Genomic DNA, 26,035 nt, shown 5'->3' with positions numbered 1-26,035 from the left:
CGCGACCAGATCGCGTTGGGTGGCGGGGAGCCGCACCCCGGACAGCCATTCGGTCCAGGCGTCCTCGGTGACCGTGCGGCGGTCGGTCTCGGCGACGGGGTGCGCGGTCAGGGAGTCGGATCCGCACCGCAGCTCCAACACCACCGGTTCGCCCGGGAGCGGTTCGAGGGCGGCCCGGGCGGTGTCCCGGCCGTCCTCCGACTCGATGTGCCAACGCACCCCCGGGGAGCGCAGGACCAGGGGGAAGTCTGCCCCGTGGACACGTAGTCCGTCGTCCTCCGCGACGATGCGGACGGGCGCGCGGCCGAAGTCGGGGCGGGGGGCGAACTCGACGTCCACCGGCGTCGAGCCCTCGACGACCCGGACGAGGTCGGTACGGCCCGGCTCGGTGCCATGGTCGAGGTAGTCGGTCACGGACAGGCGGGACCAGCGGGTGCGCACGGTCATCGTGCCCGGCAGGTAGCGCTGGCCGAGCGGCATGCGCCCGTGGGCGGGCGAGATCGCGAAGACGCCCGCCTGGCGGCCGTCCAGGACCTCCGCGAACAGGGCGTGGGAGTCCGGCTCGGGGTGGCAGAACCAGAGCAGACGCGCGTCCGGGCCGACCAGGGCGACGGACGCCTGGTTGGACAGCATCGACATGCGCTCGATCGGAACCGGGCGCTCGCGGGGATCGGCGCAGCAGGCTCGATGGGCCGACTCCGTCACCTCGTGTGTGCCCGCCGCTCCCTGTGTGAGAGTCACCCCGCCGCCTTTCTCCGCCGCTGACCCGGGAATCGTCCCGACCGGTCTCTGACCGGCGAGAAGACCGTAGAACAGGGGTGAACGCACACACATCGGGTTTCACCGGACCTTAGGTGTCAGCTAAGGGACTCTTAAGGTCCCGCACGGGACGGAAAACCGATTGCCCGGCCCCGGGCCCCGTGGAACGCTGACCTTCCGCGCCGCCCGAGCGTGCGCGGGAGTCGTGAGCAGTGGAGAAGAGCGGTCGTGGGCTACGTCGACGTCAACCAGGTCACACACACCCTGCCCGACGGGAGGGTGCTGCTGGACGGAGTGTCCTTCCGGGTCGGTGAGGGGTCCAAGACCGCGCTCGTGGGCGCCAACGGCGCGGGCAAGAGCACCCTGCTGCGGCTGGTGCGCGGCGAGTTCCCGCCCCAGTCCGGCGCGCTCACCGTCGACGGCGAGCTGGGCGTGATGCCGCAGTTCGTGGGGCACGTGCGGGACGCCACCACCGTGCACGAGCTCCTGGTGTCGGTCTCCCCCACGACGGTGCGCCGGGCCCACGCAGACCTGGAGGCGGCCGAGACGGCCATGATGCTCTCCGAGGACGAGGCCACGCAGATGCGCTACGCCGAGGCGATCGCCCGGTACGGCGACGCCGGGGGCTACGAGGCCGAGGTGGTGTGGGACCAGTGCTGTGTGGCCGCCCTGGGGGTCGCCTACGAGCGCTGCCGGTGGCGCGAGGTGCGCACACTCTCCGGCGGTGAACAGAAACGCCTGGTCATCGAGGCCCTGCTGCGGGGCCCCGCGCCGGTGCTGTTGTTGGACGAGCCGGACAACTACCTGGACGTGCCCGGCAAGCGCTGGCTGGAGGAGGCCCTGCGCGCCACCCCCAAGTCGGTCCTGTTCGTCTCCCACGACCGCGAACTGCTCAGCCGGGTCCCCGACCGGATCGTCACGGTGGAGCTCGGCGCTGCGGGCAACGACGTGTGGGTGCACGGCGGCGCCTTCGACACCTACCACGAGGCCCGGCGTGAGCGGTTCGCCCGCCTGGACGAGCTGCGCAAACGCTGGGACGAGGAGCACGCCAAGCTCCGGGCCCTGGTGTCCATGTACAAGCAGAAGGCGTCCTACAACTCGGACATGGCCACGCGGTACCAGTCCGCGCGGACCCGGCTGAGCAGGTTCGAGGAGGCGGGTCCGCCGCAGCAGCAGCCCCGGGACCAGAACCTGCGGATGCGGCTGCGCGGCGGGCGTACCGGCAAGCGCGCCCTGGTGTGCGAGAACCTGGAGCTCACCGGTCTGATGCGCCCCTTCGACCTGGAGGTCTGGTACGACGAGCGGGTCGCGGTGCTGGGCTCCAACGGTTCGGGCAAGTCGCACTTCCTCCGGTTGCTCGCCGGGGGCGGCGACGACCCCGCGTCCTCGCTGGTACCCGAGGAGGAGCGGGCCCGGATCGAACCGGTGCCGCACACCGGGCGGGCCCGGTTGGGCGCCCGGGTGCTGCCCGGGTGGTTCGCGCAGACCCACGAGCACCCGGAGTTCGTCGGCCGGACCCTGCTCGACATCCTGCACAGCGGGCAGGGCAACCGCCGCGGGCTGCCCCGGGACGAGGCGGGTCGGGCCCTGGACCGCTACGAGCTGGCCCTCAGCGCCGAGCAGCCCTTCGACACCCTGTCCGGTGGCCAGCAGGCCCGGTTCCAGGTGCTGCTGCTGGAGCTGTCGGGCACCACGATGCTGCTGCTCGACGAGCCCACGGACAACCTGGACGTGGTCTCGGCGGAGGCGCTGGAGGCGGCGCTGGACGCCTACCAGGGAACGGTGCTGGCGGTCACCCACGACCGCTGGTTCGCGCGGGGCTTCGACCGTTTCGTCGTGTTCGGGGCCGACGGCCGCGTGTACGAGTCGGACGAGCCGGTGTGGGACGAGTCCCGGGTCCGACGCGCGAGGTAACCGGTCGGGGGCGGGTCCGACGCGTGAGGTAACCGGTCGGGGGCGGGTCCGGTCCGACGGCGGGGGGCGACATAAGGTGATACAAAACAACAGAACATGAGAAGAAGGCTTCCCATGCCGCGTCCCCCAGGCCGTCGGAATCCCCTGCCCCTGCTGTTCTCGCTCGTCGCGGTGCTGGTCGCCGGGTTCGCCGCCCCGGCCCGGGCCGATCCGACCGAGAACTCCCCCGGCTTCTACGCGGACATGCTGGACCGCCATGGCGGCGTGTTCGTCAGCGAGGAGCTCGCCGGTCGTCTGGACCGGTGGGAGCTCGCCGCCGACCTGCGTGCCCGTGTCGGTGAGGAGGGCGTGCCCCTGGACGTCCTGGTGGTCGCCCACCCCACCCACACCGATCTCGGCTGGCTGGCCGACGCGGTGCGCCGCGAGAGCGATCGCCCGCTCGTGGTGTTCTCACCCCACACGAACCACGTGGGCGCCGCGCACCTGGACGGGGCGGGACTTCCCTCGGAGTCCGCCACCTACACGTCCTACACCGGTGCCTACCCGGAGGACCCGCGCGAACAGCTCGACCGACTGCTGCGCGCCGCCACCTTCCCGAACCTGGGAGAACGGACCGCCCGCGCCGAGACCGAGTACGTCCGGAGCCTCGGGGCCGAGCCGGAGCCGGACTCCGTCCCCGCGGGGTGGCCGACCCAGCGCTGGCTCACCGTCACCTGGCCCGCGACGGCGGTCTTCACGGGGAGCACCCTGGTCACCGCCCTGCTGGTGATGGTGGGCGTCACGGCGTTCCGCCGGTTCGGGAGGAGCACGTCATGAGGTCCCTCCGTCTTCTGGCGCTCACGCTGGGCGCGCTGTCAGGGTCGGTACTCCTCCCCGGGGCCACGGCCCTGGCGGGGAGCTCCGTCGAGGGCCCGCGCGACGTGGCGGAGATCGACGACCTGACCCGGGTCGTCCGCGTGGCCGAGGAGCTCGCTCGGAACCCGGTGCACGTGAGCCACCTGTTCCCCGGACAGCCCGACGAGGAGGCCCGGAGCGCGATGGAGGCCGAGGTCTCCGGGGCGTTCGGCGGCGACGTCCCCCTGTTCGTGGTCATGTACGCGGCTCCGCCGACGGACGAGACCGGCGGCCAGCCCACCCTGTTCCTGCACGCCCTGCACGAGGTGAGCGGCGCCGACGGCGTCTACGTGGCGGTGACCACGGACGGCCGGTCGGCCACGGCGGCCTTCGACAGCCCCCTCACGCCCGTGCTCGAAGAGTCGGACCTGCCGGACGACCTCCGACCCGCGGACATCGTCTCCGGCATCGTCCCGGTGCTGGAGGAGTCCCCGAGGGCCCACGTGGAGGCCACACCGCTCACTCGCGACGCCGGCCCCGACGTGGAGCAGCGGACCCACCACATCACGTCGCGCGGCGACCAGGCGTGGCCGTTGGCGGCCCCGGGGCTCCTGGTCGGTACGCTGATCGCGCTCCTGTGCCTGAGGTGGTCCGATCGTCGCTTCTCCCCCGCGCCCGACGTGGACACGGGGGTCTGGTTCCCGGCCGCGAGCCGTGGCCCCCGCGGCCGGGTGAGGAGCAGGCTGGCCCGGGAACTGCGGGCGCTGCGCCGCGAGTTCGAGGCGACCCCTCCGGGCCACCGGGGGCTGCCCCGCGCTCGGGAGGCCTACGACGCGGCGGGACTCATCGCCTCCTCCCCCGGTCTCCCGGTCACGGCACTGGTCTGCGGGATGGTCCTGGCGCGTCACGGACGCAGGGCGCTCGTCCACCCCCACGCGGAGGAGTCCGCTCCCTGCCGGAACAACCCCCTGCACGCGCCCGCCACGGAGCGGCGGGACTTCCACCTGGGCGGCGTCCGGCGCCGATGGAGGGTGTGCGCGGAGTGCGCGGACACGTCCGCGATCCACAGACAGGGGATGTACCTCCGACACGAGGGGCGCCGCGTGCACGTGTCCGACGTGGACGACCCCTGGGCCGAGGCCGCCCTGAGCGGCCGTGAGCCCTTCGCACAGGTCCGCACACTGCTGGGAGTCCCCTCATGATCCGCGCCCTCGCCCCCCTCGTCCTCTCCCTGCTGGTCCTGGGGGCGGGCCCCGCCTCGGCCTCCCCGGGGGGCTCCGTCCCGGACCGGATCCTCAGCCCGGTGGTCGTCGCCGAACACCTGGCCGTGGACCCCGTGTACGTCCACCCCGACCGGCACCTCGACGGCGACCGGTCGACGATCCTGTCCGAGGCACGGGCCGTGGAGCTCAGCGAACGCCTCACCCGTGAGCTGCCACACGTGTACGTCGCCGTCACTCCCTGGCAGAACGCGCCCCGGTCGATGGCCACCGCGCTGGTCAACCGGGCCGAGACGGAGGGGACCTACCTCGTGGTGGGCTCCGGTCCCACCGTGGTCTCCGCGCGCTCCGACGGCGCCCGGACACCCGGTCCGTCCTCGGACACGGTGCGCATGGCCCTGGCCGTGGTCAACGAACGCCCCGACATGGCCCGCGCCAGCCTGGACGACCGGCTCGACCTCGTCCTCGACCTGCTGGGTGACGAACGGGCGGCGGCTCGCGAGTACGAGCGGCTGGCCTCCGGCTCCGAACAGGGCCGCACCGTCTCCCTGGTGGTCGTGCTGGTCGCCGCTCTCCCCCTCGTGGTCCTGGTCCTGTGGGCCCTGCGCCGACGCGCGCTCCGACCGGTCCGGGTCGTCCCGCTCTCGGAGGCCGTGGTCGACACGGTGGAGTCCGCCGCTCGGGAGGAGCTGCGCCGAGATCTCGTCCGGGACCTGCCCTCGTACGGTCGCAGGGTGGCCGGCTTCGAGGGTCCGCGCTCGCGGGCCGCGAGGGCACTGGCCGCCTACGAGGCAGCCGGGCGCGTGCTGGACACCGCCGAGGACGTGTCCGACCTCGTCGGGGTGCGCGTGCTGCTGGACCACTGCGAAGCGGCGCTGACCGCCGGGCCGACCCCCCGCCACTGCTTCTTCGACCCCCGGCACCAGGGAGTGAAGGCCCCGGTCAGACTGCGAGTACCGGCCAGCCCTCGCGCGACGACGGTCCCGGCCTGCCCCGACTGCCGACGCGACGTCCGCGCCCACGTGCCGCCGAAGGCCGTCCTGGACTCCCTCCGGGACCGGCCGACGCCGTACTACGCGGTGCCCGCCGAGGAGAGTGCGTGGGCGGCGACCGGGTACGGCACGCTCGCCCCGGACCTGGTCGAGCGGGTCCTGAGCGGCGGTGCCCGGGGCTGAGTCCGGGTGTCCGTCGCACGGGTCGGCGGCGGAGGCCGGGAGGGCGTTCTTCGTCACGTCGGGGCCCGGTCGTGGAGGTGTCCACGACCGGGCCCCGACGCGTCTCCCGGAAGCCCGTCTCGGGCCGGAAGGCCGTCCGACAGGGCGGTGCGGGATCCGACCCGGCTCCCGGTCAGGGGACACCCGACCTGCCCTCCCTGACGCAGGGTGATCGCCCTCCCGCTGTGTGCTTTTGTGTCTTCCTCCAGTCGAACCCCCCGAATTTGCATGTCAATTCGGATCATCCGATGATTTGGAGCGCGATCGATCCACACCGGAAGGCCCCACCACGATGAAGTTCCCCAAGGGCGGCTCGGACACCGTGTCCGAAGACCGGACCCCCGCCGCCACCGAGCGGCCCGAGGACGAGCGTCCGCCCCTGCGGTTCCTGGTCACCTACGGTGTCCAGCACATTCTCGCCCTGTACGCCGGGGTCGTGACCCCACCGCTCATCATGGCCGCCGCCGTGGGCCTGGACCCGGTGGAGACCGGTCTGATCATCAGCGCGGCCCTGCTGGTCGCCGGTCTGATGACGCTGGTCCAGACGCTGGGCGTGTGGCGGTTCGGCATGCGCATGCCGCTGGTGATCGGCGCCTCGTTCATCCCGATCACCGCGATGACCGCGATCGGTGAGTCCAGCGGACTGCCCGCCGTCTTCGGTGCCTCGATCGTCGCCGGGCTGTTCGGCATCCTCATCGCCCCGGTGATGGCCAGCCTGATCCGCTTCTTCCCCCCGGTGGTCACCGGCAGCGTGATCACCGTCGTCGGACTCTCCCTGATCCCCGTCGCCATCGGCTGGATCACCGACAACAGCGAGACCGGGACCCCCTCCGACACGAACCTGCTGCTGGGCGGGGGAACCCTGCTCGTCATCCTGGTGCTGTCCCGGGTGCTGCGCGGCGTGTGGGGCCGGGCCTCCATCCTCCTGGGCATGGTGCTGGGCACCCTGTTCGCCGCCGCCCTCGGCGAGGTCGACTTCGGCGCGGTGGGCCAGGGCCCGGTGTTCTCCCTGCCCACGCCGTTCCACTTCGGCACCCCCGAGTTCCAGGTCGCCGCGATCATCACCATGTGCGTCATGATGATCGTGATCCTGTCCGAGGGCATGGCCGACATCCTCGCGGTGAGTGCCGTCGTCGGCAGCAAGGTGGACGGCCGCCGCCTGGCCGACGGCCTGCGCGCCGACGCGGCGACGGCGGTTGTCGGCCCCCTGTTCAACTCCTTCCCGGGCAGCACGTTCAGCCAGAACATCGGCTTGATCGCGCTCAACAAGGTGCGGAGCCGCTACGTGGTGGCCGCGGGCGCCGTCCTGCTGCTGGTGATGGGCCTCTTCCCGATCCTGGGCCGGGTCGTCGCGATGATCCCCTCACCCGTCCTGGGCGGCGCCGGTCTGGTGCTGTTCGGTTCGGTGGCGGCCGCCGGGATCCAGACCCTCGGCAAGGTGGACTACGAGGACAACCAGAACATGGTGATCGTGGCCGTGTCGCTGGGCTTCGGCATCCTGTCGATCGTCTCGCCCGACTTCTTCGCGACCTTCCCGGACTGGGCCACGATGATCCTGCACTCGGGCATCGTGACCGCCACGGCCTCGGCTCTCATCCTCAACGTGGTCTTCAACGTCCTCGGTGGCGGGGACCGTTCACAGCGGGTCGATTCCAGTCCCGTGGCCTGAGCCGCATCCCCCTACGGGCCCCGGGTCGACAGTGGTCGTTCACGCCTGCCCGCGCCTCGCGCGGGCAGGCTCCCCCGTCGCCTCGACCCGCCTCACGGGCCCTGGGAACGCCTGCCGACCGCTGTTCACCGCGTCGCGAACCGCCGGACGAACCACTGGGTGAGCACTCCGTCGACCGCCACCGTCGCGGGCGCCTGGGGAGCCGGTTCGAGCCCGGGCTCGTCGGCCAACGGGTGGGCCAGGCCCGGCACCGTCGTCAGCTCGACCTCCTCGGGACGCGCGTACCGTCCACGAAGCTCGCTGACCAGGGAAGAAGCATCCTCACGCAACGTCGGATGGTCGTGCTCGCCGCTGACCAGCAACAGTGGTGGCTCCCCGCTCAGCTCTCCGGCGCGGGCGACGAAGTCCAGGCCCTCGGCGGCGCTGCGGGATTCGGCGGTCCAACCGTAGGGCTGGCCGAGCCCGGCGGCGAGGAGTTCGACGCCAGAACTCACCCGCACGGCCGGATTGACGAGCGCGACCGCCCCGATCGGAGTCGGCGGGGCCGTGAGGACCTGAAGCGCCACCGCCCCGCCGAGCGAAGCGCCGAGGATCCCGATGGGCTGGTCGTCCACCGGCAGTTGGCGGCGCAGCTCGGCCAGCGCGGCCGGGAACTCCTCCGCGGCCTGGCGGATGATCGGGCCGAAGTACGCCAGCAGGATGTCCTCGCGAGCGAGTTCGACGTGTCTGTCGAGACGGCCCCCGACCATCCGCGAACCACACAGCGGCATACCCAGGTGGACCCGCCAGGAAGGGACACCGGCCATGGGCAGGGCCGCCGCGAAGGCCACGTCCGTGCGGGGCGCGTCCAGCATGTGCCAGGTCACGATCAACGGCGCGGGGCCGTCGACCTCCCCGGATGGCGGGAGGGCGGTGAAGGGCACACCTGCGGCTGTACCGGTGATCGCGTCCATACGCACTCCTACGGCTCTCGGGGTTGGATCGCCTCACCGTAGAGGAGCCCGACTGGGTGTGGACGCTCTTTCTGCTGCGGGCAGACCTCCGAGGCCGCTGGGACAGCCGAGGGTGACTCCTGTGGCGCAGGACAAGCTCCCAGATCGGACCGCGAATGCGTGCTCCTGGTGTGCTCTTCAGCAGGAGCGCGGTCGCAGCAGAACTCGCGAATACCGTCCTCTCGCCCACCCCGTGCCTGGGCCGATCCGGTCCAGCCTTCCCGCGTTTCGGGGATACGAAGACCGCGTTCGCCCTGGGCGAGCCAGGATTCGAGCGCTGGCAGCGAGCGGGGAGGCCACGCTGTGACCTTGGGTCAGAGGCGGTTGACGGTGTCGATGACCCGCTGCCAGGAGGGCAGACGGTCCTCGTAGGGGGCGTCTGGGTCGTGCAGGACGGTGACCGGCTCCATTGCGCGCAGCGTTTCCAGGGAGCGAACGAAGGCCGGGTGGGTAGCGAGTTGGGGTTTGCAGTGCGGCACCACCACGGTGGGTACCCCGTAGCCGACCATCTCGCAGAGCAGGGCGATCGCGAAGTTGGCCGCCAGCCCCTGGGCGAACTTGTTCGTGGAGTTGAAGGTCAGCGGACATGCCAACACCACGTCAGCGGGCGGCAGGGGCTTGCCCTGGCTAGGCTTGCGGAACGCCACGCGCACCGGTTCCCCCGTCAACTCCGCGAGCCGGTCCTGGTCGTGGAAGTCCGTGCCTGTGGGAGTGGACAGCATCGTCACGTGCCAGCCGTGGCTGTGCAGGGCCTGGACGAGCTCGGTCACCCCTTCCGGCGCGGCGGCTCCGGACAACACCAGGTACAGGGTTCTCGGCATGAGCCAGAGTCTAGAAGCCAACCGCACAGAGGAGACTTCGCTTCTGGATCCTCGGGTGAAGAGCGGTGACGAGTGACGGGAGGCGATCCCGACACACACCACTTGCTCGCACCTAACGGACGATGAGGATTCCAAGATCAGTCCATCTGCAAAAAAATACCTTGCTTCACTTCTGCCAAGCTATTCACACACCTATCGTCGACCATCAACCAATGGGAGAGCAATCCCAGCCGCAGGCAATCTGTGAATCATGGAAAAATCATCTCACAACACGCAAGGGCACTACTTCCACGAAGCGGAAATTCCGAGAATTTATTACCGTTAGCCCTTTTTCATGAAATTAGAAATCGGCCCGCGAAAGAATCGCGGGCCGATTTAGTGGATCATGTTCGATTCATGAACCCCCTCGCAGAATACTACTCATACACCCCAAGGGAGAAGCCTCGAACATTGAGATGGAATTTCATCGCTTCGATTTTCTCCGCAGAATCTCTCTAACACCAAGAAATGAGAAGCAGACTAGCACACCAACCAGGAGATAGACTGCGAACCCACCTCCCATAATCATGTGCATCAGCAGCGCCCACGAGGAAGAAGCAAGCAGGCCGAAAAGGACGACCAAGACTGTTTTCTTATTCATCCCTGTTTCGTTCATTGAAATTTATTAGCTTGATCAATTAACACATTAGTGCGCCGGTGACTACACCGCCGATAGCTCCTTGAGCCACTCCATAAAGCATGCCCACACTTGCTCCACCAACCCCACCTGCGAGCGTGCCTGCTGGACCAAGAATGGAACCACCGACAGCGCCTGCGACGGCGCCCCATCCCATGCCAACCATTCCACCGACGGCGAAACCTACGACGATGTTCTCCAACATGCATGCGCCATAGGATTGGAGTCCCGTGGGGTCGGTGTTGTTGATGGGATCGCACGCAGCGTAGGTGTGGTTGTTCAGCTCCTGGCGGGAGGGGTCCGGTTGGGTGAAGCCCAGGGTGAAGGTGTCGTAGAAGCGGTGGGACAGGTGCACGGTCCCGTCCTGGAACTGGTAGGCCCCGGTGTAGCCGAACGGGTTCAGCTCTCCGGCCCGGGTGTCTTCCAGGGTGTCACTGTTCTGCTCGCCGTAGGGGCTGTATGCGTAGACCGCGTCCGGCGCATCGGCCTCCGAACCCTCGGCAGTCAGGGCCAGGACGGTGTTCTGGTGGTCCAGGGTGTAGTGGAAGCGCTCGTCGCCGTCCCAGGCCACCATCGAGATCAACTCACCGTTGGGGTCACGCACGAAGCTGGTGCGCTCGCCTTCGGAGGCGATGTTGGTGACCCCGAGGGCGGTGTTGGACAGCTGGCGCTCGATCCGGTCGCCGTCGTGGACGTCGGTGACGCCGCGCATCTGGGTCTGGTCGGTGGTGTCATAGCTCAACCACGCGGCCAGGTCACCGTCGCCGTCGTCGATGCGGGTGTTCTGCTTGGTCACCGAGTACTCGTAGACGTACTCGCCCCGGCCGGTCATGTTCCCAGCCTCATCGTGGGCCACGTCCTCACCGCGGGCGGTGGTGGGCTGGTCGGCGTCGTTGTAGCTGAACTCCTCCTCCCCCGCTTCTAGCAGGTTGCCGACGTCGTCGTAGGTGTAGTCCACGGTGCCGTTGCTGGTCAGGCGCTGCAGCCCGTCGTAGGTGAAGTTCTCCGTTTCGCCGTTGACGGTGCGCGACTGCAATTGGGCGCTGTCCTCGCCCTCGGCGGTGCCCCAGGTGTAGGAGGCCTCCACCAGGGTCTGGTCGGCAGCGCCAGTGGTGGTAATGGAGGTCAGGCGGCCCGAAGCATCGTAGGAGCGTGCCTCTTCGGCCCCGTCCGGATGCACGATCGAGGTGCGCCGGTTGTTCGCGTCAGAGGAGAAGGTGGTCTCCGCACCCGTGTGGTCAACCAGGGATGTGAGGCGGAATGCGGCGTCGTAAGCGTAGGTGGTGGTGTTGCCGTGTTCGGTGATCGAGGTGACGTTCCCGGCCGCGTCGTGGGTGTAGCTGGTCGCCTCGGTCCCGGTGGAGTCGGTGCGCTCGGATGCGTTCAGGTCGCCGCGGCCGTTGTAGGACCAGGTGGTGGTGGCCTGGTCGGTGTGTGTCGCCGTTTGGCGGCCGTTGCCGTCGTACTCGATGCTCTGGAGCACGTCGCCGTCGTGGGAGATGGACACGATCCGGTCCAGGCGGTCGTACCCGTAGTCCAACCTGGTGCCGTTTCCGTCGGTCACCGAGGTGACCCGCGAGAGCGAGTCGTAGCCGAAGGTGGTCGCGCCGATCGGGCCCGGCTCGGCCATCTCAGTGAGGTTCCCGACGCTGTCGTAGGAGAACGTGGTCTCGTTCCCGTTAGCGTCAGTCACCGACGACACCAAACCCTGGCCCGTGTAGGACAGCGAGGTCACGTCGATGTCCATGTCCTCCTGGACCGCGCGGGTCAGGTTGCCCGCGTCGTCGTAGGACAGCGACAGCTCATCGCCGCTGGGGGTGGTGACGCTGGTGGGTTTGGCCGGATTGGCGGTGTCAGCGAACCCCACCGAGGTAGCCGCGCCGGTGGGCAGTTCGGTGCCGATGAGGTTGTTGAACTCATCGAAGTCATAGGTGACCGAGGCTTCCAGAGCGTCGGTGGTCGAAGCGACGTCGGAGTTGGCGGTCCAGGTCTGGGAGCGGGTGTTGCCGACCTGGTCCACCGCTTCGGTCTGGCGGCCCTGGTCATCGAAGGTGAAGGTCGATTCCCCGCCGTTGGGGTCGCTCACCACCGTCTCGGTGTTGGCGAAGGTGGCGTCGTAGGCATAGAAGGTGCTCGCCCCGCCCTCGGAGCCGTCAGGGACGGTGAGTGAGGAGACCTGGCCGTCGTCGTTGTAGCCGACGGACCAGGTGGCCCCAGTGGCGTCGGTGATCGAGGTGAGCTGGCCGCTGTCGGTGTAGTCGAACGCCAACTCGTCACCGGCACGGTCCACCAATCCGACCAGTTGGCCGCCCTCCCACTCCTGAACGGTGGCGCTTTGGCCGACCGGGTCGGTGATCTCGACCAGTTCGGGTTCGAACTCGCTGCCTTGCCAGTCAAAGGAGGTCACCCGGTCCTGGGTGTCCACGATCGAGGCCAGGTGCCCCTCGGAGTCATAGCGCAGCCGGTGGGTGTTGCCGTTGCGGTCGGCCTGGGAGTACCACCAGCCCTGGGCGGTGAAGGTCCACACCTGGTCCTCGTGCTCGCCTCGGTGGAAGGTGAGCGCGTAGTGGCCGTTGTCCAACTCCACCAAGTCGGCGTTGAGCCCGGCCGGGGAGATGAACGACCCGTCCTCCTGGTCGATGTCGAATCTCTCGCAGTACCCGGAGGGGCCCTGGAAGATGATGGAGTCGGAAAAGATGTTCAGCCCGACGTGGCGGCCATGCGTCTGGGTCCACCCGTCATAGGAACGGGCGGAGTTGTAGAAGGAGGAAACCGACAGGTCCAGACCCGTCCCGGCCACGGTCAGGTCCCGGTGCTGGACGACCAGGTTGCCGTTGTTGGTGTTGACCGCCATCTCCAAGCGGTCGCTGATCTGGTGGCGCTCCAACGGATACCAGGGCTGGATCCCCCGGTTGATGCCATCAGCACACGTACCCACCAAAGCCTCGGGGTCCTCGGCGGTGCGGGCTTCGGGGTCGCTGCCCGGCGGGGTCCAGGGCACCTCGGGCGGGTCCCCGCCCCTGGGGTCGGTGTTGGCCTCACCCGGCTCCCAGGTCTCGGGGATCGGGACGGTGCGGTCAGCGGGTGAGTGCGGGCCTTCATCAGCCCAGGCGGGTGGGGCCGACAGCAATCCGAGGGTGAGCGTGGCGGCGGCCGTGGTGGCCACGACCGTACGCACGGGGTGGGGTCTCAAAGGGGGAACGCTCCAAGGAAAGGGGGATCAGGGGATGACAGCGCATCCACACCCGAACCGGGGCCTGGGACGGGCGAGGATCCGGGGCGGGTGTGGGGATGCGGCCCGGGAAGACTAGGAGCGCTGCTCGCCGGGGCGCGATCAACCCACCGTCACCACCATCACCCAGAGCGAGGGGGCCTTTGGGTAGGTTTAATCGGCACTACAGCAGAACGTAGCGGTGGTGGTGCTGTGCGCAGCGAGAACACCAGGGTGCAGCACACCACCCAGGCCTCTTCAAGCCCCATGTGGGGTACTGGGTACCGGCATCGGGTCGTGGCGTCCACATGTGGCCCCCGACAACAGTTGCCACAAAGCAACTACCTGGGGGAATCAATAAGACACATAGGGCGATAAGCGTGGAGCATCGGCCCACCCGATTCTTCGCCCCCACCATCGGACGCATCCCCGGGTTGTGTGCTCCATTTGTGCTCGGCAGTTCTGGACCGGGACGTCACCGGGCGGCACCCCTTGACACGAAACGACAGCAATTTTCGGAAGTGAAGGGACAAAACGGCACTCTGTGGCACACGCAAGCACGAAAACATCGGACTTCTCATCCGATATACGTTCGATGAGCCTGAGGATGTATTTCGGGTCTGAGCTCGCAGATGGGGAGGTGTCCTTCGAGGGGCCGTGTTCGCTGGTGGGACGGTGTCCTTCGAGAGGGCCGTGTTCTCCGGCGGAGAAAGTGGTATTGCCTGAGCACTGGCCATCACCTGTTGGTGAAAACGGTGACCAGGCAGCATCAGACACGTCCGCTGACGCCGCAGAAGCTGACCTCCCCGCGCGCCGACCGCTGTCATCTTCGCTGCGCTTAACAACGCCGGAGGGCGGTCCCTGGCACTCATTCTGATCAGAGTGAGTACCACCCGCTGGGCCGGAGGTGTGGCCGCCTGAACCTCTGAGCCCGGTCACAGGTCGTGAGCTGGCTCGGGCGGACCCCCGGTGCCTGGTCTTCGGGCACCAGGAGGTCTGGATGTGCGCGACCACCAGGGGCCTCCGGCGAGGGGGGACACGAATCCCCGCCTCGCCGGAGGCCCCTTCGGGTCAGGGGGTGGGGTTCTCATCCGCAGCGGCCGTCGGGCGGGGGCGGTCGTGGCAGTCCGTGTCCTCCGGGACCAGGCCGTCGAGAAGGTAGGACTCCACGGCGTCGGCGACACACGGGTGTCGGACGTCCTCCTCGTTGCCCAGGAACTGGGGGTTGTAGTAGATGTGCGCGCCGTCGTCGACCACGGTCACCAGGGGGCTGTCCAGCCTCTGGGCCATGGCCACGCCGCCTGCGTAGTGGGTGCTGGCGTCGAACTCACCCGCGATCACGAGCGCCGGGGTCTCCCACTCGCGGGTCAGTTCGACCAGGGGCTCGGTCGGCTGACTCTCGGAGTAGAGGCACACCCCGGGTCCCGCGGTGCCCGCGCCGGTGCCGAACGGGTGGGCGTCCCTGAGCTCGCGCATGTCCGACCGGTACTGGTCCGGGTCCGTGGGCCACTCCGCTTCGCACAGGAGCGCCTCGGCCAGGTGGGGCGGCCCCGTCATCCGCTCCAGCTGTTCCTCGGCTTCCTCCGGGTCCTCGGGGGGTTCCGGGGTCTCCGGGGGCTCGGGGGCTTCGGGGGCCTCCGGGAGCGGTGTCCCCTCAACCAGGCCCTTCAGCAGCAGGGCCGACGCGTCCCAGGTCCCCTGGTCCTTGGCCGACGCGCTCACCAGGTTGCGGAAGTAGCTTTCGTCGTAGGTCATACCGTCTTCGCCCTCTCGCGGCTCCTCACGCAGCCGCTCGGCGGTCCGCACGAGCGCGGTCAGAACCTGCTCGTGTGTGTCCCCGAGTCCGAACACCTCGTCCCGCTCGGCGATCCAGTCCGTGAGGCGGGTGACATTGGCCGTGTCGGCGGCGGCCTGGCTCAGCAGATTCTCGTGCCAGAGTCCGTCGGGGTCGACGGCCGAGTCCAGCACGGCACGGTCGAGCCGTTCGGGAAAGAGGCTCCCGTAGACCGCGCCCAGGTACGTCCCGTAGGAGGCACCGAGGTAGTCGATGCGCTCCTCGCCCAGCACGGCGCGGACGACGTCCATGTCGCGGGCGGTGTTGGCGGTGGTGAAGTGGGGCCGCAGGTCACCCTGGGCCTCGTCGCACGCCTCGGCGTACTCCCGCTGCTGGTCGAAGATCCGCTCGATCTCCTCATCGTCGGGGTGCCGGGCCAGAGAGGGCGGGTCCTGCCCGCAGTCGAGCCAGGTGGAGGCGCCCAGACCACGCGGGTCCATCCCGATGACGTCGAAGGCCCGTCCCACGGGGGTGGAGCCGATGTCGCTCGCGAACTTGCGTGCGGGGACCCCGGGACCCCCGGGGTTGGTGAACAGGACCCCCTGGTGCTCCTCCCCCTCGACCTCGGCGGGGCTGCGGCTCACGCCCAGGTGGACGCGTTCGCCCTCGGGGTCGCCGTAGTCGAGGGGAACCTCCACCGTCGCGCAGTCGAGGCCGACGAGGTAGAAGTCCTCGCACGCGTGCCAGTCCACGTCCTGGTCGTGGAACGCGGCCAGTGCCCGGTCCTCGGCTGCTCCCGGCTCGTCCGTGGAGGCGGCTGGCGGAGCACCGCTCAGGGAGAGTGCGAGACCGGCCGTGACCACGGTCGCACCCGCGCTGGTCCATCTGGTCGCTGTACCCACTGCGGCTCCTTGCCTGTTCGGACCCGCCGACCCTGTGTCGGTCCTCAGGGGGCTGGGTTGGGGGCGTGGAAGGCAATGTAGTGAGCGGGACGCCACCGGCGGGTCCACCGAAGGAACGAACGCGGGCGTGACGATGGTCGGTGCCCTGGGATCACCGAGACGTGGCGAACGCACCGAAGTCTGTGCACTTCCTCAGTCTTTCGGCCGAGTCCCGACACCGCCGCGCGGTGGCCACACACCGGGTGTGGCCGCTCCCCGTGCGCCGTTCGCCTCACCGTGATCCCCGTCGGAGCATCCGATCGAACGCTCCGCGCGACGGCGCGGGGACCGCTCCGCACGGGCCTGCCCCCACTCCCCAGCGCGCCCTCGGACGCGCGACCGGGGTCGCCGACACGCGTCGGCGACCCCGGTTCGTTCCCACTGCCCGCTCTGCGAGCCCCGGGGCGCTCGGTCGTTCGGGAACGCCCCGGGAGAGACGGTCTAGGAGCCCGGACGCAGCAGGACCGGCAGTTCCTTGAGGCTGTTGACCACGATGGAGGGGTGGTTCTCCAGCTTCTCGTCCGGAACGGCGAGCCGGAGGTCGGGGAAGCGCTCGAACAGCAGCGGCAGGGCGATCTGGCCCTCCATGCGGGCCAGGTGGGAGCCCGGGCACACGTGCGGCCCGTACCCGAAGGACATGTGGCGCCCCTTCTCCCGGGTCAGGTCGAAGGTGTCCGGGTGCGGTTCCTCGCCGTGCTCGTCACGGTCGCGACTGATCGCGCCGTAGGAGGTCATCAGGGCCTCCCCCTTGCGGATGGTCCGGCCGCCGAGCTCCACGTCCTCGGTGGCGAACCGGAAGATCATGTTGGAGGTGGGCGGGTCGAAGCGCAGGGTCTCCTCCACGACCGTGTCCCAGCCGACCCTGCCCTCCTTGACCAGGTCGAACTGCTCGGGGTGGGCCAGCAGGGCGCGTACGGCGTTGCACAGCAGGTTGACCGTGGTCTCGTGCCCGGCCGCCACGACGACCTGGAGGGTCCCGCGGACCTCCAGGTCCGTGAGCGCGTCGCCGTTCTCTCCGGCGTTGAGGAGCTCGGTGGTCAGGTCGTCGCCCGGGTTGGCGCGCTTCGCGGCGATCATGCCCTCGTAGTAGCGCTCCAGGGTCGCGTAGGTCTCCAGGAACTCCTCGGGCCCGGTGACCGCGCTGAAGAACTTCACGTACATCTCACGGAGGTAGCCGTACTCGGCCTCGTCCACGCCGTAGAGCTCACCGATCACGCTCATCGGGAGTTTGAAGGCGAAGGCGTCCTTGAGGTCCAGCGGCTGGTCCGCCCCGGCCTCCAGATCATCCAGGAGCTGGACGGTCAGGTCGTGGACGCGGGGGCGCAGGCGCTCCACACTCCGGGCCGAGAACGCCTTGGCGGTGAGCAGGCGCAGGCGCTTGTGCTCGGCTCCGTCAGTGCCGAGGAGGTTGGTGGGGGTGGGCGGGATGGTGCTCATCAGCGGCCACGCCTCGGGGATCCGACCCTGCTGGTAGTCGTCCCAGTGGGCGACGTCCTTCACCAGACGCGGGTCGGTGAGCGCGGCGCGGGCGGCCTCGTGGTGGGTGACGGCCCAGGCGGTCACCCCGTCGGGCAGCTCCACACGGGTGACCGGACCTGCGGCGTGGAGGATCTCGCGTTCGGCGCGCAGGTTCGCGACGTAGGGGTCCAGGGTGACGGTTCCGGCGTTTCCATGCTGAACGGGGCAGGACATCGGTGCACTCCTCGGGTCGGTTCGGGGGATGGTGGGGAGGACGCGGGGATCGGGGCACACGAGGACTGACGGTCAGTGGCCCCCGTAGGGTTCGGTCGGGGTGAAGGTCACGGGCAGGGAGGCGACCCCCCGCACCCAGGGCGAGGGGCGCCAGCGCAGCTCCTCGGCGGGCACCGCCAGCTCGATGTCGGGGAGCCGGTCCACCAGCACCTCGACGCCGGTGACGGCGATGATCTCCGCGATCTCCCGGGCCGGGTAGGGGCACTGGTGGGGGCCGTGTGAGAACGACAGGTGGGCCTGGCTGCCACGGTCACCGATCCGGCCCGCGGTGGAACGCACGAGGGGGTCCCGGTTGGCGCCCGAGATCCCGAGGAGCACCAGGTCGCCCTGGCGGATGACCTGGCCTCCCAGCTCCACGTCGTGCGCGGCGAAGCGGCCCGCGTGGATCTGGGTGGGGGTGTCCTCCCACAGGACCTCGTTCAGGGCCTCCTGCACGCTGTTGCGGGCACCGGCGATGGACGCGCCGAAGCGTTCGTCGGTGAACATCAGCCGGAGCGCGTTGCCCAGCCACTCCGCCGTCGGCTGGTTCCCGCCGCCCAGCAGGACGATGAGCTCGGGGACCGCCTCCTCGTCGCTGTACCGGGCGGGGTGGCCGAGCAGGCGCGAGACCACGTCCGGCCCGGGCCTGGCCCGGCGCTCCGCCACCAGCTCGCCCATGGCGGCCATCAGCGCCTGCTGGGCGACCATGGCGTCGGGGCCACCGTCGATCATGGTGTTCATGTCGTCGGCGAGGCGGTCGCCGCGCGGGTCGTCCAGGCCGTACATCCAGCTGAGCACGAGCGCGGGCAGCCGCGCCGTGTAGGAGGTGCGCAGGTCCGTGCCGTCGGTGGCGCAGAACGCGTCGATGAGCCGGTCGGCCATGCGCGCGGTGGTGGTGCGCAGCTCGTGCAGGTCGGTGCCGGACAGCGCGTCGCCGAGCGCGCCGGTGCGGCGGCGGTGCTCGGCGCCCTCGGAGTAGAGCACCGACGGCAGCTGGATCACCATCGGCAGCATCGGCCAGTCGGCGGGGACCAGGTGCCAGGAGTTCCAGCGGCTGGAGCTGCGGGCGAACGTCGTCGTGTCGTTCATGACCCGGTGCAGTTCCCGGTAGCCGACGACCAGCCAGGCGGGGACGTCGCCCTCCATGCGCACGGGCACGACCGGACCGTGCTCGGCCCGCATCCTCTCGTAGAGGCCGCCCGGGTCGGACTGGAACTCGGGTCCGTGCAGCTGGACGGGACAGCCGGTCATCGGGCACCTTCCGTGATCAGGGAGCGCACGTGCTCCACCAGGGCGATGAGCACCCTCTTGGCCGAGTCGCGCTCGCGGGCGTCGCAGCGGAGCAGGGGGATGCCCGGGTCCAGGTCCAGGGCGGTGCGCACGTCCTCCAACGTGTGCTCGGACGCGCCGAAGTCGTTGTGCGCCACGACGAAGGGCGTTCCCTGGTCCTCCAGTCGGTCGATGGCGTAGAAGCAGTCCTCCAGGCGCCGGGTGTCGACCAGCACGACCGCGCCCAGGGCGCCGGTGAACAGCCGGTCCCACAGGAACCAGAAGCGTTCCTGGCCGGGCGCGCCGAACAGGTAGAGGACCGAGGTGGCGTTGAGGGTGATGCGGCCGAAGTCGAAGGCCACGGTGGTGGTGCGCTTGCCCTCGACTCCCTCGAGGTCGTCGATGCCCGCCCCGGCACGCGTCATGGTCTCCTCGGTGGTCAGCGGGCGGATCTCGCTGACGGAGCTGACCATGGTGGTCTTGCCGACCCCGAATCCACCGACCACGGCGATCTTCAGGGCCTGTTCGGTGCTGTCGGCCAGCGGGGTGACCGGCTGGTCAGTGCGAGCGGGTTCAGAGGTTGTGGAGTGCAACGAGCACCTTCTCCAACACGTCCGGGGAGGCGAGGGGGTGCGCCGGTGAGGGCGCCGGGGCCGGGTGGCGGGCGGTGACCCGGCCGGTGTCGAGGAGGTCGGTGAGCAGGATCCGGGTGACCGCCACGGGCAGGCGCAGGTGGGCCGCGACCTCCACGACCGCCATGGGGTTCACGCACAGGCGCAGGATGGCGGCGTGTTCGGACTGCATACCGGGGACGGGCGCGCTCTCCGCGACGATGAGGGCGACGGCGTCCAGGGAGTCGTCGGCGCCACGGCTGCGGCCCGAGGTGATGATGTAGAGCCGGTCCGGGCTCTCCCGTCGGTACGGGCTCACTCCGCTTCGGCTCCGACTCGGGACGGCGTGGTGAGGTGCTCGCCCATCTGCTCGACCAGTTCGTTCATGTTGTGGCCGACCAGCCCGGGCTCGGCCTCACCGCTGGTGATGACCGCGAGGTGGGTGCCGTGCCCCGCCTCGACGATGAAGAGGAGACCGCCGTAGAACTCGGCCATCGCCTGCCGGACGCCGCCGCGGCCGTCACCGAACTCCACGGAGGCGCTGTGCGCGAGGCTCTGCACCCCTGCCGCGATCGCGGCCAGGTGGTCGGCGCTGTCGTTGCCCAACGCGGCGGTGTGGCACAGCTTGAGGCCGTCCCGGGAGAGCACGAGGGCGTGTCGGGTGCCGGGGGTGCGCTCCAGCAGGCCTTCGAGCAGCCAGGTCAGCGTCTTGAGGTCCATCATGCTTCCTTCGGTGAGTCGGTCGTCTCCTGGCCGCGCACGGCGGAGCGGAACGCGCCGAACCCCTGGGACGGGGTGCGGGGGCCGGCCTCCTTGGGGGCGGGCCGGTTGCGTTCCGCCGCCGCGAGGGACCGGCCCCGGCGGCGCATGGGCAGTCCGCTGTCCGCCCTGGGGGCGGGGGCCGTGTCGGCGGAGGCCGCCGTCTCGCGGGAGGAGGGCTCGGGAACGGTGATCGGCTGTGCGGGGACGCTGGCGGGCAGCGGTTTCACGATGCGCTGCGGCAGGAGCAGGACCACGGCGGTACCGCCCCTGGAGGAGGAGCGGAAGGAGACTTCGAGGCCGTAGCGCTGCGCGATACGGCCCACGACCGAGAGTCCCAGGCGGGTCCCGGAGATGGTGGTGATGTCGAGGCCGTCGCTGACCGCGTCGCGGGCCCGGCGCAGCGCCTCCTCGCCCATGACGAGGCCGCCGTCCTCGACCATGACGGCGATCCCCGCCTGGACCTCCTCCACGTGGACGTGGACCTCGGCGGTGGGCGGGGAGAACTTGGCCGCGTTGTCGAGGATCTCGGCCAGGGCGTGGATGACGCCCTCGGCGGCGAACCCGGCGACCGCCAGGTTGGTGACGCTGTGGGTGCGCACCCGCTGGTAGGCACCGATGCGGCCCATGGCGCCGCGCAGGACGCTCTCCATGGGGATGGCCCGGCCCCAGCGGCGGCCCGATCTGGCGCCGGTGAGGATCGCGATGCTGTCGGCCACCCGGCCGGTCTGCGCGGTGGTGTGGTCCAGGCGCATGAGGTCACCGAGGACGTCGGCCCCGGCGTCGCCGTCTCCGTGACGCTCCTGCATGCGGCGCAGATCGGCGAGCATGGTGGTGGACAGCGCCTGGACCCGTCCGGCGGCGGTCGCACACGCGGCCATGGCGGCGGAGCGGCGGCGTTCGGAGGCGGAGATCTCGGTGGCCACGCTCCGCAGGGCGGCGGCGATCGCGGGGTCCGCCACCTCGGGCATCCGGTGCAGGACGGTCTCGGCGGAGTCACCGGAGCGCAGCTGCTCGACCATCCGGGGCAGGAGTTCCGTGGAGAGCGCCGCTGTCTCGGCATGGGCCCGGTCGACGCGGGCGCGCAGCTCGGCGGCCTCGCGGTCCCGGCGGCCCAGGAGGAGCGCCAGGACGAGGATCAGCAGGAGCGCGATCCCTCCGGCGGCCAGGACCGGGGCCCACCCGTCGGGTCGGGTCGCCCAGAGCGCCCACCCCCAGGCGGGCAGGGCCGGTACCAGGACGAGCAGCCAGCGCGGGGTGGTCGACGCCAGGGGCGGTGCTCCGTCGGGACGGGGGGTCTGGTCAGTCATGGTGCTCCATGTCCGGACACGTCCTCACTCTTTGTACACGCCGAAGGGCACGCCGGACGGGCATCCTCGGCCCACGTGCACTGTTGTGTTACATAGGCGGTCGCACGGCCTTCAACCTGCCCTTTGTTCACACAGCGAGCAAAGATACCACTTGACCCAACTGCCTCCCATGTCAGAACAATGACAATTACTGGAGTTATCAGACAAAGCCCGCGATACGACACGAGGGTCGACACATCACCGGATCGGAGCGAATCGATCTCCCGGAGAATCCCGGCGGAACGCGGACCGAATCCCCGTGCGCCTTTCCCAAACCGCGCCGACGTGCGAATACGGGACCGTCCGAATAGGACCTCACCGACCTCGGGGGCCCCGGACCACGCCGGACCGGGTGCCGGACGGAGGGGCGGCCCCGGCGTCCGGCGTCGGGTGTGTCGGGGTGGGTGCGCGGACTTCGGGGCCCCGACCCCTAGGGTGGTGCAGGTCACAACCACCGGAGGGGCTCGGTGAGGCGGGCCCTCGTGGCGCGGGCGGGCTCCCGCGTCCGCCGGGGAGGTTCGACCTCAGGTCAGTGGGGAATCTTGACGTGGACCGACGCGTTACACCCCGCGAGACCGCACAAGCGCCTGGAGGCACCCACACGATGGCCGAGCGAGCACTTCGCGGCACACGGCTCGGGGCGACGAGCTACGAGAACGACCGCAACACCGACCTGGCTCCCCGGCAGGAAGTCACCTACGACTGTACCCGGGGTCACCGCTTCTCGGTCACCTTCGCGACCGAGGCCGAAATCCCCGCCGAATGGGAATGCCGTTTCTGCGGCGACCGCGCACTGCGCCGTGACGGCGGCGGCGAGGAACCCAAGAACACCAAACCGGTCCGCACCCACTGGGACATGCTGCTCGAACGCCGCAGCATGGAGGATCTGGAGGAGGTTCTCGCCGAGCGGCTGGAACTGCTCCGCGCCCGCCGCCGCGAAGAGGCGGCGAAGGTCGAGGAGATCGCCAAGCAGCGGCAGAGCGCCTGACCCCTGGGACGGCCCGAGGGCCTGCCCCACGACGGATACGGGGGCGGTGGACGTGAGATCCACCGCCCCCGTCGTCGTGTCCGGGTCCGGGACCGGTCAGGCCTCGGTGCCGAAGGGGTCCTGGGTGTGACCCACGAGCTCCTTGACCGAGCCGAGCACCCGGGTGGGCCGGTACGGGAACTGGTCGGCGGTGTCGCGGCCGGAGATGCCCGAGAGCACCAGGACGGTCTGGAGTCCGGCCTCCAGGCCGCTGAGCACGTCGGTGTCCATGCGGTCACCGACCATGAGGGTGTTCTCCGAGTGCGCGCCGATCCGGCGCAGCGCCGAGCGCATCATGAGGGGGTTCGGCTTGCCCACGAAGTAGGGGCGGCGGCCGGTGGCCTTCTCGATCAGCGCGGCGACGGCGCCGGTCGCGGGGAGCGGCCCCTCCGCGCTGGGCCCGGTCTCGTCGGGGTTGGTGGCGATGAACCGGGCGCCGTTGCGCACCAGGCGGATCGCCCGGGTGATGGCCTCGAAGCTGTAGGTGCGGGTCTCCCCCAGCACCACGTAGTCGGGGTCGCGCTCGGTCATCACGTAGCCCACGTTGTGCAGGGCGGTGGTCAGGCCCGACTCACCGACCACGTAGGCCGAGCCGCCGGGGCGCTGGGTCTGGAGGAACTGGGCCGTGGCCAGGGCGGAGGTCCAGATGGACTCCTCGGGGATGTCCAGCCCGGTGTTGAGCAGCCGCGCCCTCAGGTCGCGCGGGGTGTAGATGGAGTTGTTCGTCAACACCATGAACGGGGTCCCCTGCTCGCGCAGCTCCGCGATGAGCGTGTCCGCTCCGGGGATCAGGTGCTCCTCGCGTACGAGCACGCCGTCCATGTCGAAAAGGTAGTTCCACTCGTTGCTCACGTGCCCCATTGTGCAGGTACGGACCACTAAGGCGCCATTCCTACCGACCGGTATCCGCGTGTTGGGCGGTTGAGACTGCTCACACAGGTCACACGGGAGGCCAGGGGACGGAGGGCCAGTCAGGGGCCGGGTAGGGGTGGATGCCGTGGTGGATGAGCAGGTCCACGCGTTCGCGCACCGCGTAGGCCTCGGGCCCGGTCAGGTGGGTGGCCAGCGTCGCGCCGAGCGGATCGTCCGAGGCGCGCAGCCTGGTGCGCAGGGAGGCCAGGGCGATCAGCGCCTCGTCGGTGAGGGGCTGCCCCTGCCACTGCCACAGGACCGTGCGCAGCTTGTAGTCCTCCGCGAAGGACACCCCGTGGTCGCAGCCGTACAGGTGCCCCTCCGGCGTGGGGAGCAGGTGGCCGATCTTGCGGTCGGAGTTGTTGATCACCGCGTCCAGGACGGCCATCCGGCGCAGCCCCGCGTGCTCGGTCTCACGGGAGAGCGCGACGAGGTCGACGGTGGTGTCGCCGTGCACCCACAGCTGGACCATGCCCTCGCCGTAGGGGCCGTCCCGGTGGACGGTGGGCGGCACCACGGACCAGCCGAGCGCCTCGGAGACCGCGTAGGCCGACACCTCACGCCCGGCGAGCGTGCCGTCGGGGAAGTCCCACAGGGGCCGCTCCCCCGCCACCGGCTTGTACACGCACACGGCGGAACGGTCGCCGTCGGAGACCGTGCAGTACAGGGTGGCGTTGGAGGCCGCCGTCAGGCGCCCCTCCACCGTGATCTCCCCCCGGCGCAGGAGGTCCAGCCCCTCCTCGGGGGTGAGTCCGCCGAAGGCCGCCGTGGTCGCCGTCGGCGGCGGTTCGGCGGCGGTCGGGGAACCGCAGGTGTCGTCGTCCACGAGGTGCCTCAGACGAGACGGTCCGGGCGGTAGCCGTTCTGGCGCGCGCAGATGTGACCGTTGGGGTCGAGCGGACGGCCGCAGAGCGGGCAGTCGGGGCGCCCGGCGGAGACGACCTTCAGGGCGCGTCCGGCGAAGGCGCGCGCCTCTCCGGGCCTGAGGTAGACACGCAGGACGTCACGGTGGGCGGGGGCCTCCTCCGCGAAGACCTCCAGCTCCTCCTCGTCGTCGTCCTCGACCAGCTCCTCGGTGGCGGTCTCGTCGATCTCCTGGGCCTCGATGATGACGCGGGCCACCTCGGCGTCCCACGCCAGGGCGAGGGTGCCCACCCGGAAGTCCTGCTCGATGGGCTGTTGCAGCGGACCGTCGTCCTCGGGCGGCGCGACGTCGTCCGGCGGCGCTCCGAAGCGGCGGTGCACCTCTTCCAGCAGCTCCTCGATACGGGTGGCCAGGGCCTCCACCTGGGACTTCTCCAGCACGACGCTGGTGATGCGACCCTCGCCGACGGCCTGGAGGAAGAAGGTGCGGTCCCCAGGCTGGCCGACGGTCCCGGCGACGAACCGTTCCGGCGGGTTGAACTGAAAGACGGGCATGGATAGCACCCTAAGGGATGACGGTGACGCGGTGCGAGATACCGCCACGGTCAGGGGCGGGGCGTCCCCGCGTCCGCCTCGGGCGCCTGGCCCGCTCCGCCACCGACCGCCGCGTCACCCCGGGTCTCCGCCGCCGTGGGCAGGGCTCCGGCCAGGGGCTCCCCGGTGTCGTTCAGCTTGTTCAGGAAGGGCCGGGTCCGCGTGTAGGTGAGGGAGGTGACCGAACACGGGTCGACGCGCAGGCGCTGGAAGAGGTCCAGGTGCATGCCCAGGGCGTCGGCGACGATCGCCTTGACCACGTCGCCGTGGCCGCAGACCACGTACACGGGAGGGGCGGACCCGGGACGGGCCTGTTCGAGTAGTCGCCCGTTCCAGTCCCGGACGGCCTCGACCGCGCGCGCGGAGGTCGTGGCCAGGGCCTCCCCGCCGGGGAAGCGGGCGGCGCTGGGGTGGTCCTGGACCACCCGCCACAGGGGCTCGGCGGCCAGGTCGGTGAGGGAGCGGCCGGTCCAGCTGCCGTAGTCGCACTCGACGAACCTGTCGTCCGTGGTGACGGGGGTGCCAAGGCGCTCGGCGATGGCCTCGGACGTCTCCTGGCAGCGTTCGAGCGGGCTGGACACGAGCGCGGCGGGGGCCAGCCCCGCCAGTCGTTCGGCCAGGCGGGAGGCCTGGTCGCGCCCCACGTCGTTGAGGTGGACGCCGGGCGCCCGCCCGGCCAGGCGCGGCCCGGTGGCGTCGGTCATGCCGTGCCGGACGAGCAGGAGGGTGATCGCCTCGTGCGCGGGGGCGTCGTCTGGGGTGTCTGCGCGTGTGGCCATGACACCAGGGTAGGTCGCCCTCGGGCGCGGTGTCCGGACCACTCCTCCCGCCCGTTGTCCGTCACCACCCTCGACGGACGCACGCGGCGCGGTGTCCTCGCGTCGCCACCGGGCC

21 protein-coding genes are annotated in these 26,035 nt (G+C 70.2%); 6 read left to right on the top strand and 15 right to left on the bottom strand.

Annotation, left to right across the window (positions count from 1 at the left end):
* Window positions 1–741 (bottom strand): trehalase-like domain-containing protein (locus ACRWK8_RS25670; protein WP_431873110.1); only part of this gene is annotated, 741 nt, incomplete at its 3' end.
* A 246-nt stretch (window positions 742–987) separates the two neighbouring features.
* Here ACRWK8_RS25670 and ACRWK8_RS25665 point away from each other — a divergent pair.
* The 5 genes from ACRWK8_RS25665 to ACRWK8_RS25645 all read left to right on the top strand — a co-directional run bounded on the left by ACRWK8_RS25665 (window position 988) and on the right by ACRWK8_RS25645 (window position 7,610).
* Window positions 988–2,673 carry an ABC-F family ATP-binding cassette domain-containing protein gene (locus ACRWK8_RS25665; RefSeq protein WP_431873109.1) on the top strand — a complete coding sequence of 562 codons (1,686 nt, stop codon included), beginning with the start codon at window positions 988–990 and terminating at the stop codon, window positions 2,671–2,673.
* A gap of 114 nt (window positions 2,674–2,787) precedes the next feature.
* Complete coding sequence (locus tag ACRWK8_RS25660; RefSeq protein ID WP_431873108.1) at window positions 2,788–3,489, top strand: hypothetical protein; 702 nt, start codon at window positions 2,788–2,790, stop codon at window positions 3,487–3,489.
* Complete coding sequence (locus ACRWK8_RS25655; RefSeq protein ID WP_431873107.1) at window positions 3,486–4,709, top strand: hypothetical protein; 1,224 nt, start codon at window positions 3,486–3,488, stop codon at window positions 4,707–4,709. The genes ACRWK8_RS25660 and ACRWK8_RS25655 overlap by 4 nt, the downstream gene beginning before the upstream one ends.
* Window positions 4,706–5,902 carry a hypothetical protein gene (locus tag ACRWK8_RS25650; RefSeq protein WP_431873106.1) on the top strand — a complete coding sequence of 399 codons (1,197 nt, stop codon included), beginning with the start codon at window positions 4,706–4,708 and terminating at the stop codon, window positions 5,900–5,902. The genes ACRWK8_RS25655 and ACRWK8_RS25650 overlap by 4 nt, the downstream gene beginning before the upstream one ends.
* A gap of 331 nt (window positions 5,903–6,233) precedes the next feature.
* A complete protein-coding gene (locus ACRWK8_RS25645) occupies window positions 6,234–7,610 on the top strand; it encodes a nucleobase:cation symporter-2 family protein (protein WP_378739748.1) in 1,377 nt (458 codons plus the stop codon).
* Window positions 7,611–7,735: 125 nt separating this feature from the next.
* Here the strand turns inward: ACRWK8_RS25645 and ACRWK8_RS25640 are convergent, their stop codons facing one another.
* From ACRWK8_RS25640 to ACRWK8_RS25595, 10 genes are all read right to left on the bottom strand, one after another.
* Window positions 7,736–8,563 carry an alpha/beta hydrolase family protein gene (locus tag ACRWK8_RS25640; RefSeq protein WP_431873105.1) on the bottom strand — a complete coding sequence of 276 codons (828 nt, stop codon included), beginning with the start codon at window positions 8,561–8,563 and terminating at the stop codon, window positions 7,736–7,738.
* Between the two features lie 353 nt (window positions 8,564–8,916).
* A complete protein-coding gene (locus ACRWK8_RS25635; RefSeq protein ID WP_431873104.1) occupies window positions 8,917–9,423 on the bottom strand; it encodes a flavoprotein in 507 nt (168 codons plus the stop codon).
* A gap of 677 nt (window positions 9,424–10,100) precedes the next feature.
* Window positions 10,101–13,277, bottom strand: coding sequence for an RHS repeat-associated core domain-containing protein (locus ACRWK8_RS25630; RefSeq protein ID WP_431873103.1), 3,177 nt, complete (start codon window positions 13,275–13,277; stop codon window positions 10,101–10,103).
* Between the two features lie 1,104 nt (window positions 13,278–14,381).
* Complete coding sequence (locus ACRWK8_RS25625) at window positions 14,382–15,986, bottom strand: alpha/beta fold hydrolase (protein ID WP_431873102.1); 1,605 nt, start codon at window positions 15,984–15,986, stop codon at window positions 14,382–14,384.
* Window positions 15,987–16,466: 480 nt separating this feature from the next.
* Window positions 16,467–17,717 carry a cytochrome P450 family protein gene (locus ACRWK8_RS25620; protein ID WP_431873101.1) on the bottom strand — a complete coding sequence of 417 codons (1,251 nt, stop codon included), beginning with the start codon at window positions 17,715–17,717 and terminating at the stop codon, window positions 16,467–16,469.
* Between the two features lie 72 nt (window positions 17,718–17,789).
* Window positions 17,790–19,007: a cytochrome P450 gene (locus ACRWK8_RS25615; RefSeq protein WP_378739734.1), complete on the bottom strand. Its 1,218-nt coding sequence runs from the start codon at window positions 19,005–19,007 to the stop codon at window positions 17,790–17,792.
* Window positions 19,004–19,618, bottom strand: a complete 615-nt coding sequence (locus tag ACRWK8_RS25610; protein WP_431873100.1) for a GTP-binding protein — start codon at window positions 19,616–19,618, stop codon at window positions 19,004–19,006. The genes ACRWK8_RS25615 and ACRWK8_RS25610 overlap by 4 nt, the downstream gene beginning before the upstream one ends.
* Window positions 19,599–19,955 carry a DUF742 domain-containing protein gene (locus ACRWK8_RS25605; protein WP_378739730.1) on the bottom strand — a complete coding sequence of 119 codons (357 nt, stop codon included), beginning with the start codon at window positions 19,953–19,955 and terminating at the stop codon, window positions 19,599–19,601. The genes ACRWK8_RS25610 and ACRWK8_RS25605 overlap by 20 nt, the downstream gene beginning before the upstream one ends.
* Window positions 19,952–20,356 (bottom strand): roadblock/LC7 domain-containing protein, encoded by a 405-nt coding sequence (locus ACRWK8_RS25600; protein ID WP_378739782.1) that lies wholly within the window; start codon window positions 20,354–20,356, stop codon window positions 19,952–19,954. Before ACRWK8_RS25600 ends, ACRWK8_RS25605 begins: the two co-directional genes overlap by 4 nt.
* Window positions 20,356–21,705, bottom strand: coding sequence for an ATP-binding protein (locus ACRWK8_RS25595; protein ID WP_431873099.1), 1,350 nt, complete (start codon window positions 21,703–21,705; stop codon window positions 20,356–20,358). Before ACRWK8_RS25595 ends, ACRWK8_RS25600 begins: the two co-directional genes overlap by 1 nt.
* Before the next feature lie 643 nt (window positions 21,706–22,348).
* Between ACRWK8_RS25595 and ACRWK8_RS25590 the strand changes: the two genes are divergently transcribed.
* The gene (locus ACRWK8_RS25590) at window positions 22,349–22,732 is read left to right on the top strand and encodes an RNA polymerase-binding protein RbpA (RefSeq protein ID WP_017535724.1); all 384 of its coding nucleotides are present in this window, start codon (window positions 22,349–22,351) and stop codon (window positions 22,730–22,732) included.
* Between the two features lie 96 nt (window positions 22,733–22,828).
* Here the strand turns inward: ACRWK8_RS25590 and ACRWK8_RS25585 are convergent, their stop codons facing one another.
* The 4 genes from ACRWK8_RS25585 to ACRWK8_RS25570 all read right to left on the bottom strand — a co-directional run bounded on the left by ACRWK8_RS25585 (window position 22,829) and on the right by ACRWK8_RS25570 (window position 25,920).
* Window positions 22,829–23,632, bottom strand: a complete 804-nt coding sequence (locus ACRWK8_RS25585; protein ID WP_431873098.1) for an HAD-IIA family hydrolase — start codon at window positions 23,630–23,632, stop codon at window positions 22,829–22,831.
* Between the two features lie 79 nt (window positions 23,633–23,711).
* Window positions 23,712–24,509 carry an SCO1664 family protein gene (locus ACRWK8_RS25580; protein ID WP_431873097.1) on the bottom strand — a complete coding sequence of 266 codons (798 nt, stop codon included), beginning with the start codon at window positions 24,507–24,509 and terminating at the stop codon, window positions 23,712–23,714.
* A gap of 8 nt (window positions 24,510–24,517) precedes the next feature.
* On the bottom strand, window positions 24,518–25,102 hold the full coding sequence (locus tag ACRWK8_RS25575) for a DUF3090 domain-containing protein (RefSeq protein WP_378739722.1): 585 nt from the start codon (window positions 25,100–25,102) through the stop codon (window positions 24,518–24,520).
* 50 nt (window positions 25,103–25,152) lie between these two features.
* Window positions 25,153–25,920, bottom strand: a complete 768-nt coding sequence (locus ACRWK8_RS25570; RefSeq protein WP_431873096.1) for an MSMEG_4193 family putative phosphomutase — start codon at window positions 25,918–25,920, stop codon at window positions 25,153–25,155.
* Window positions 25,921–26,035 lie beyond the last annotated feature (115 nt).

This window comes from Nocardiopsis eucommiae, from assembly GCF_965344335.1.
In the GTDB taxonomy this organism is placed as follows: domain Bacteria; phylum Actinomycetota; class Actinomycetes; order Streptosporangiales; family Streptosporangiaceae; genus Nocardiopsis; species Nocardiopsis eucommiae.
This window is presented reverse-complemented; position numbering and strand designations above follow the sequence as displayed.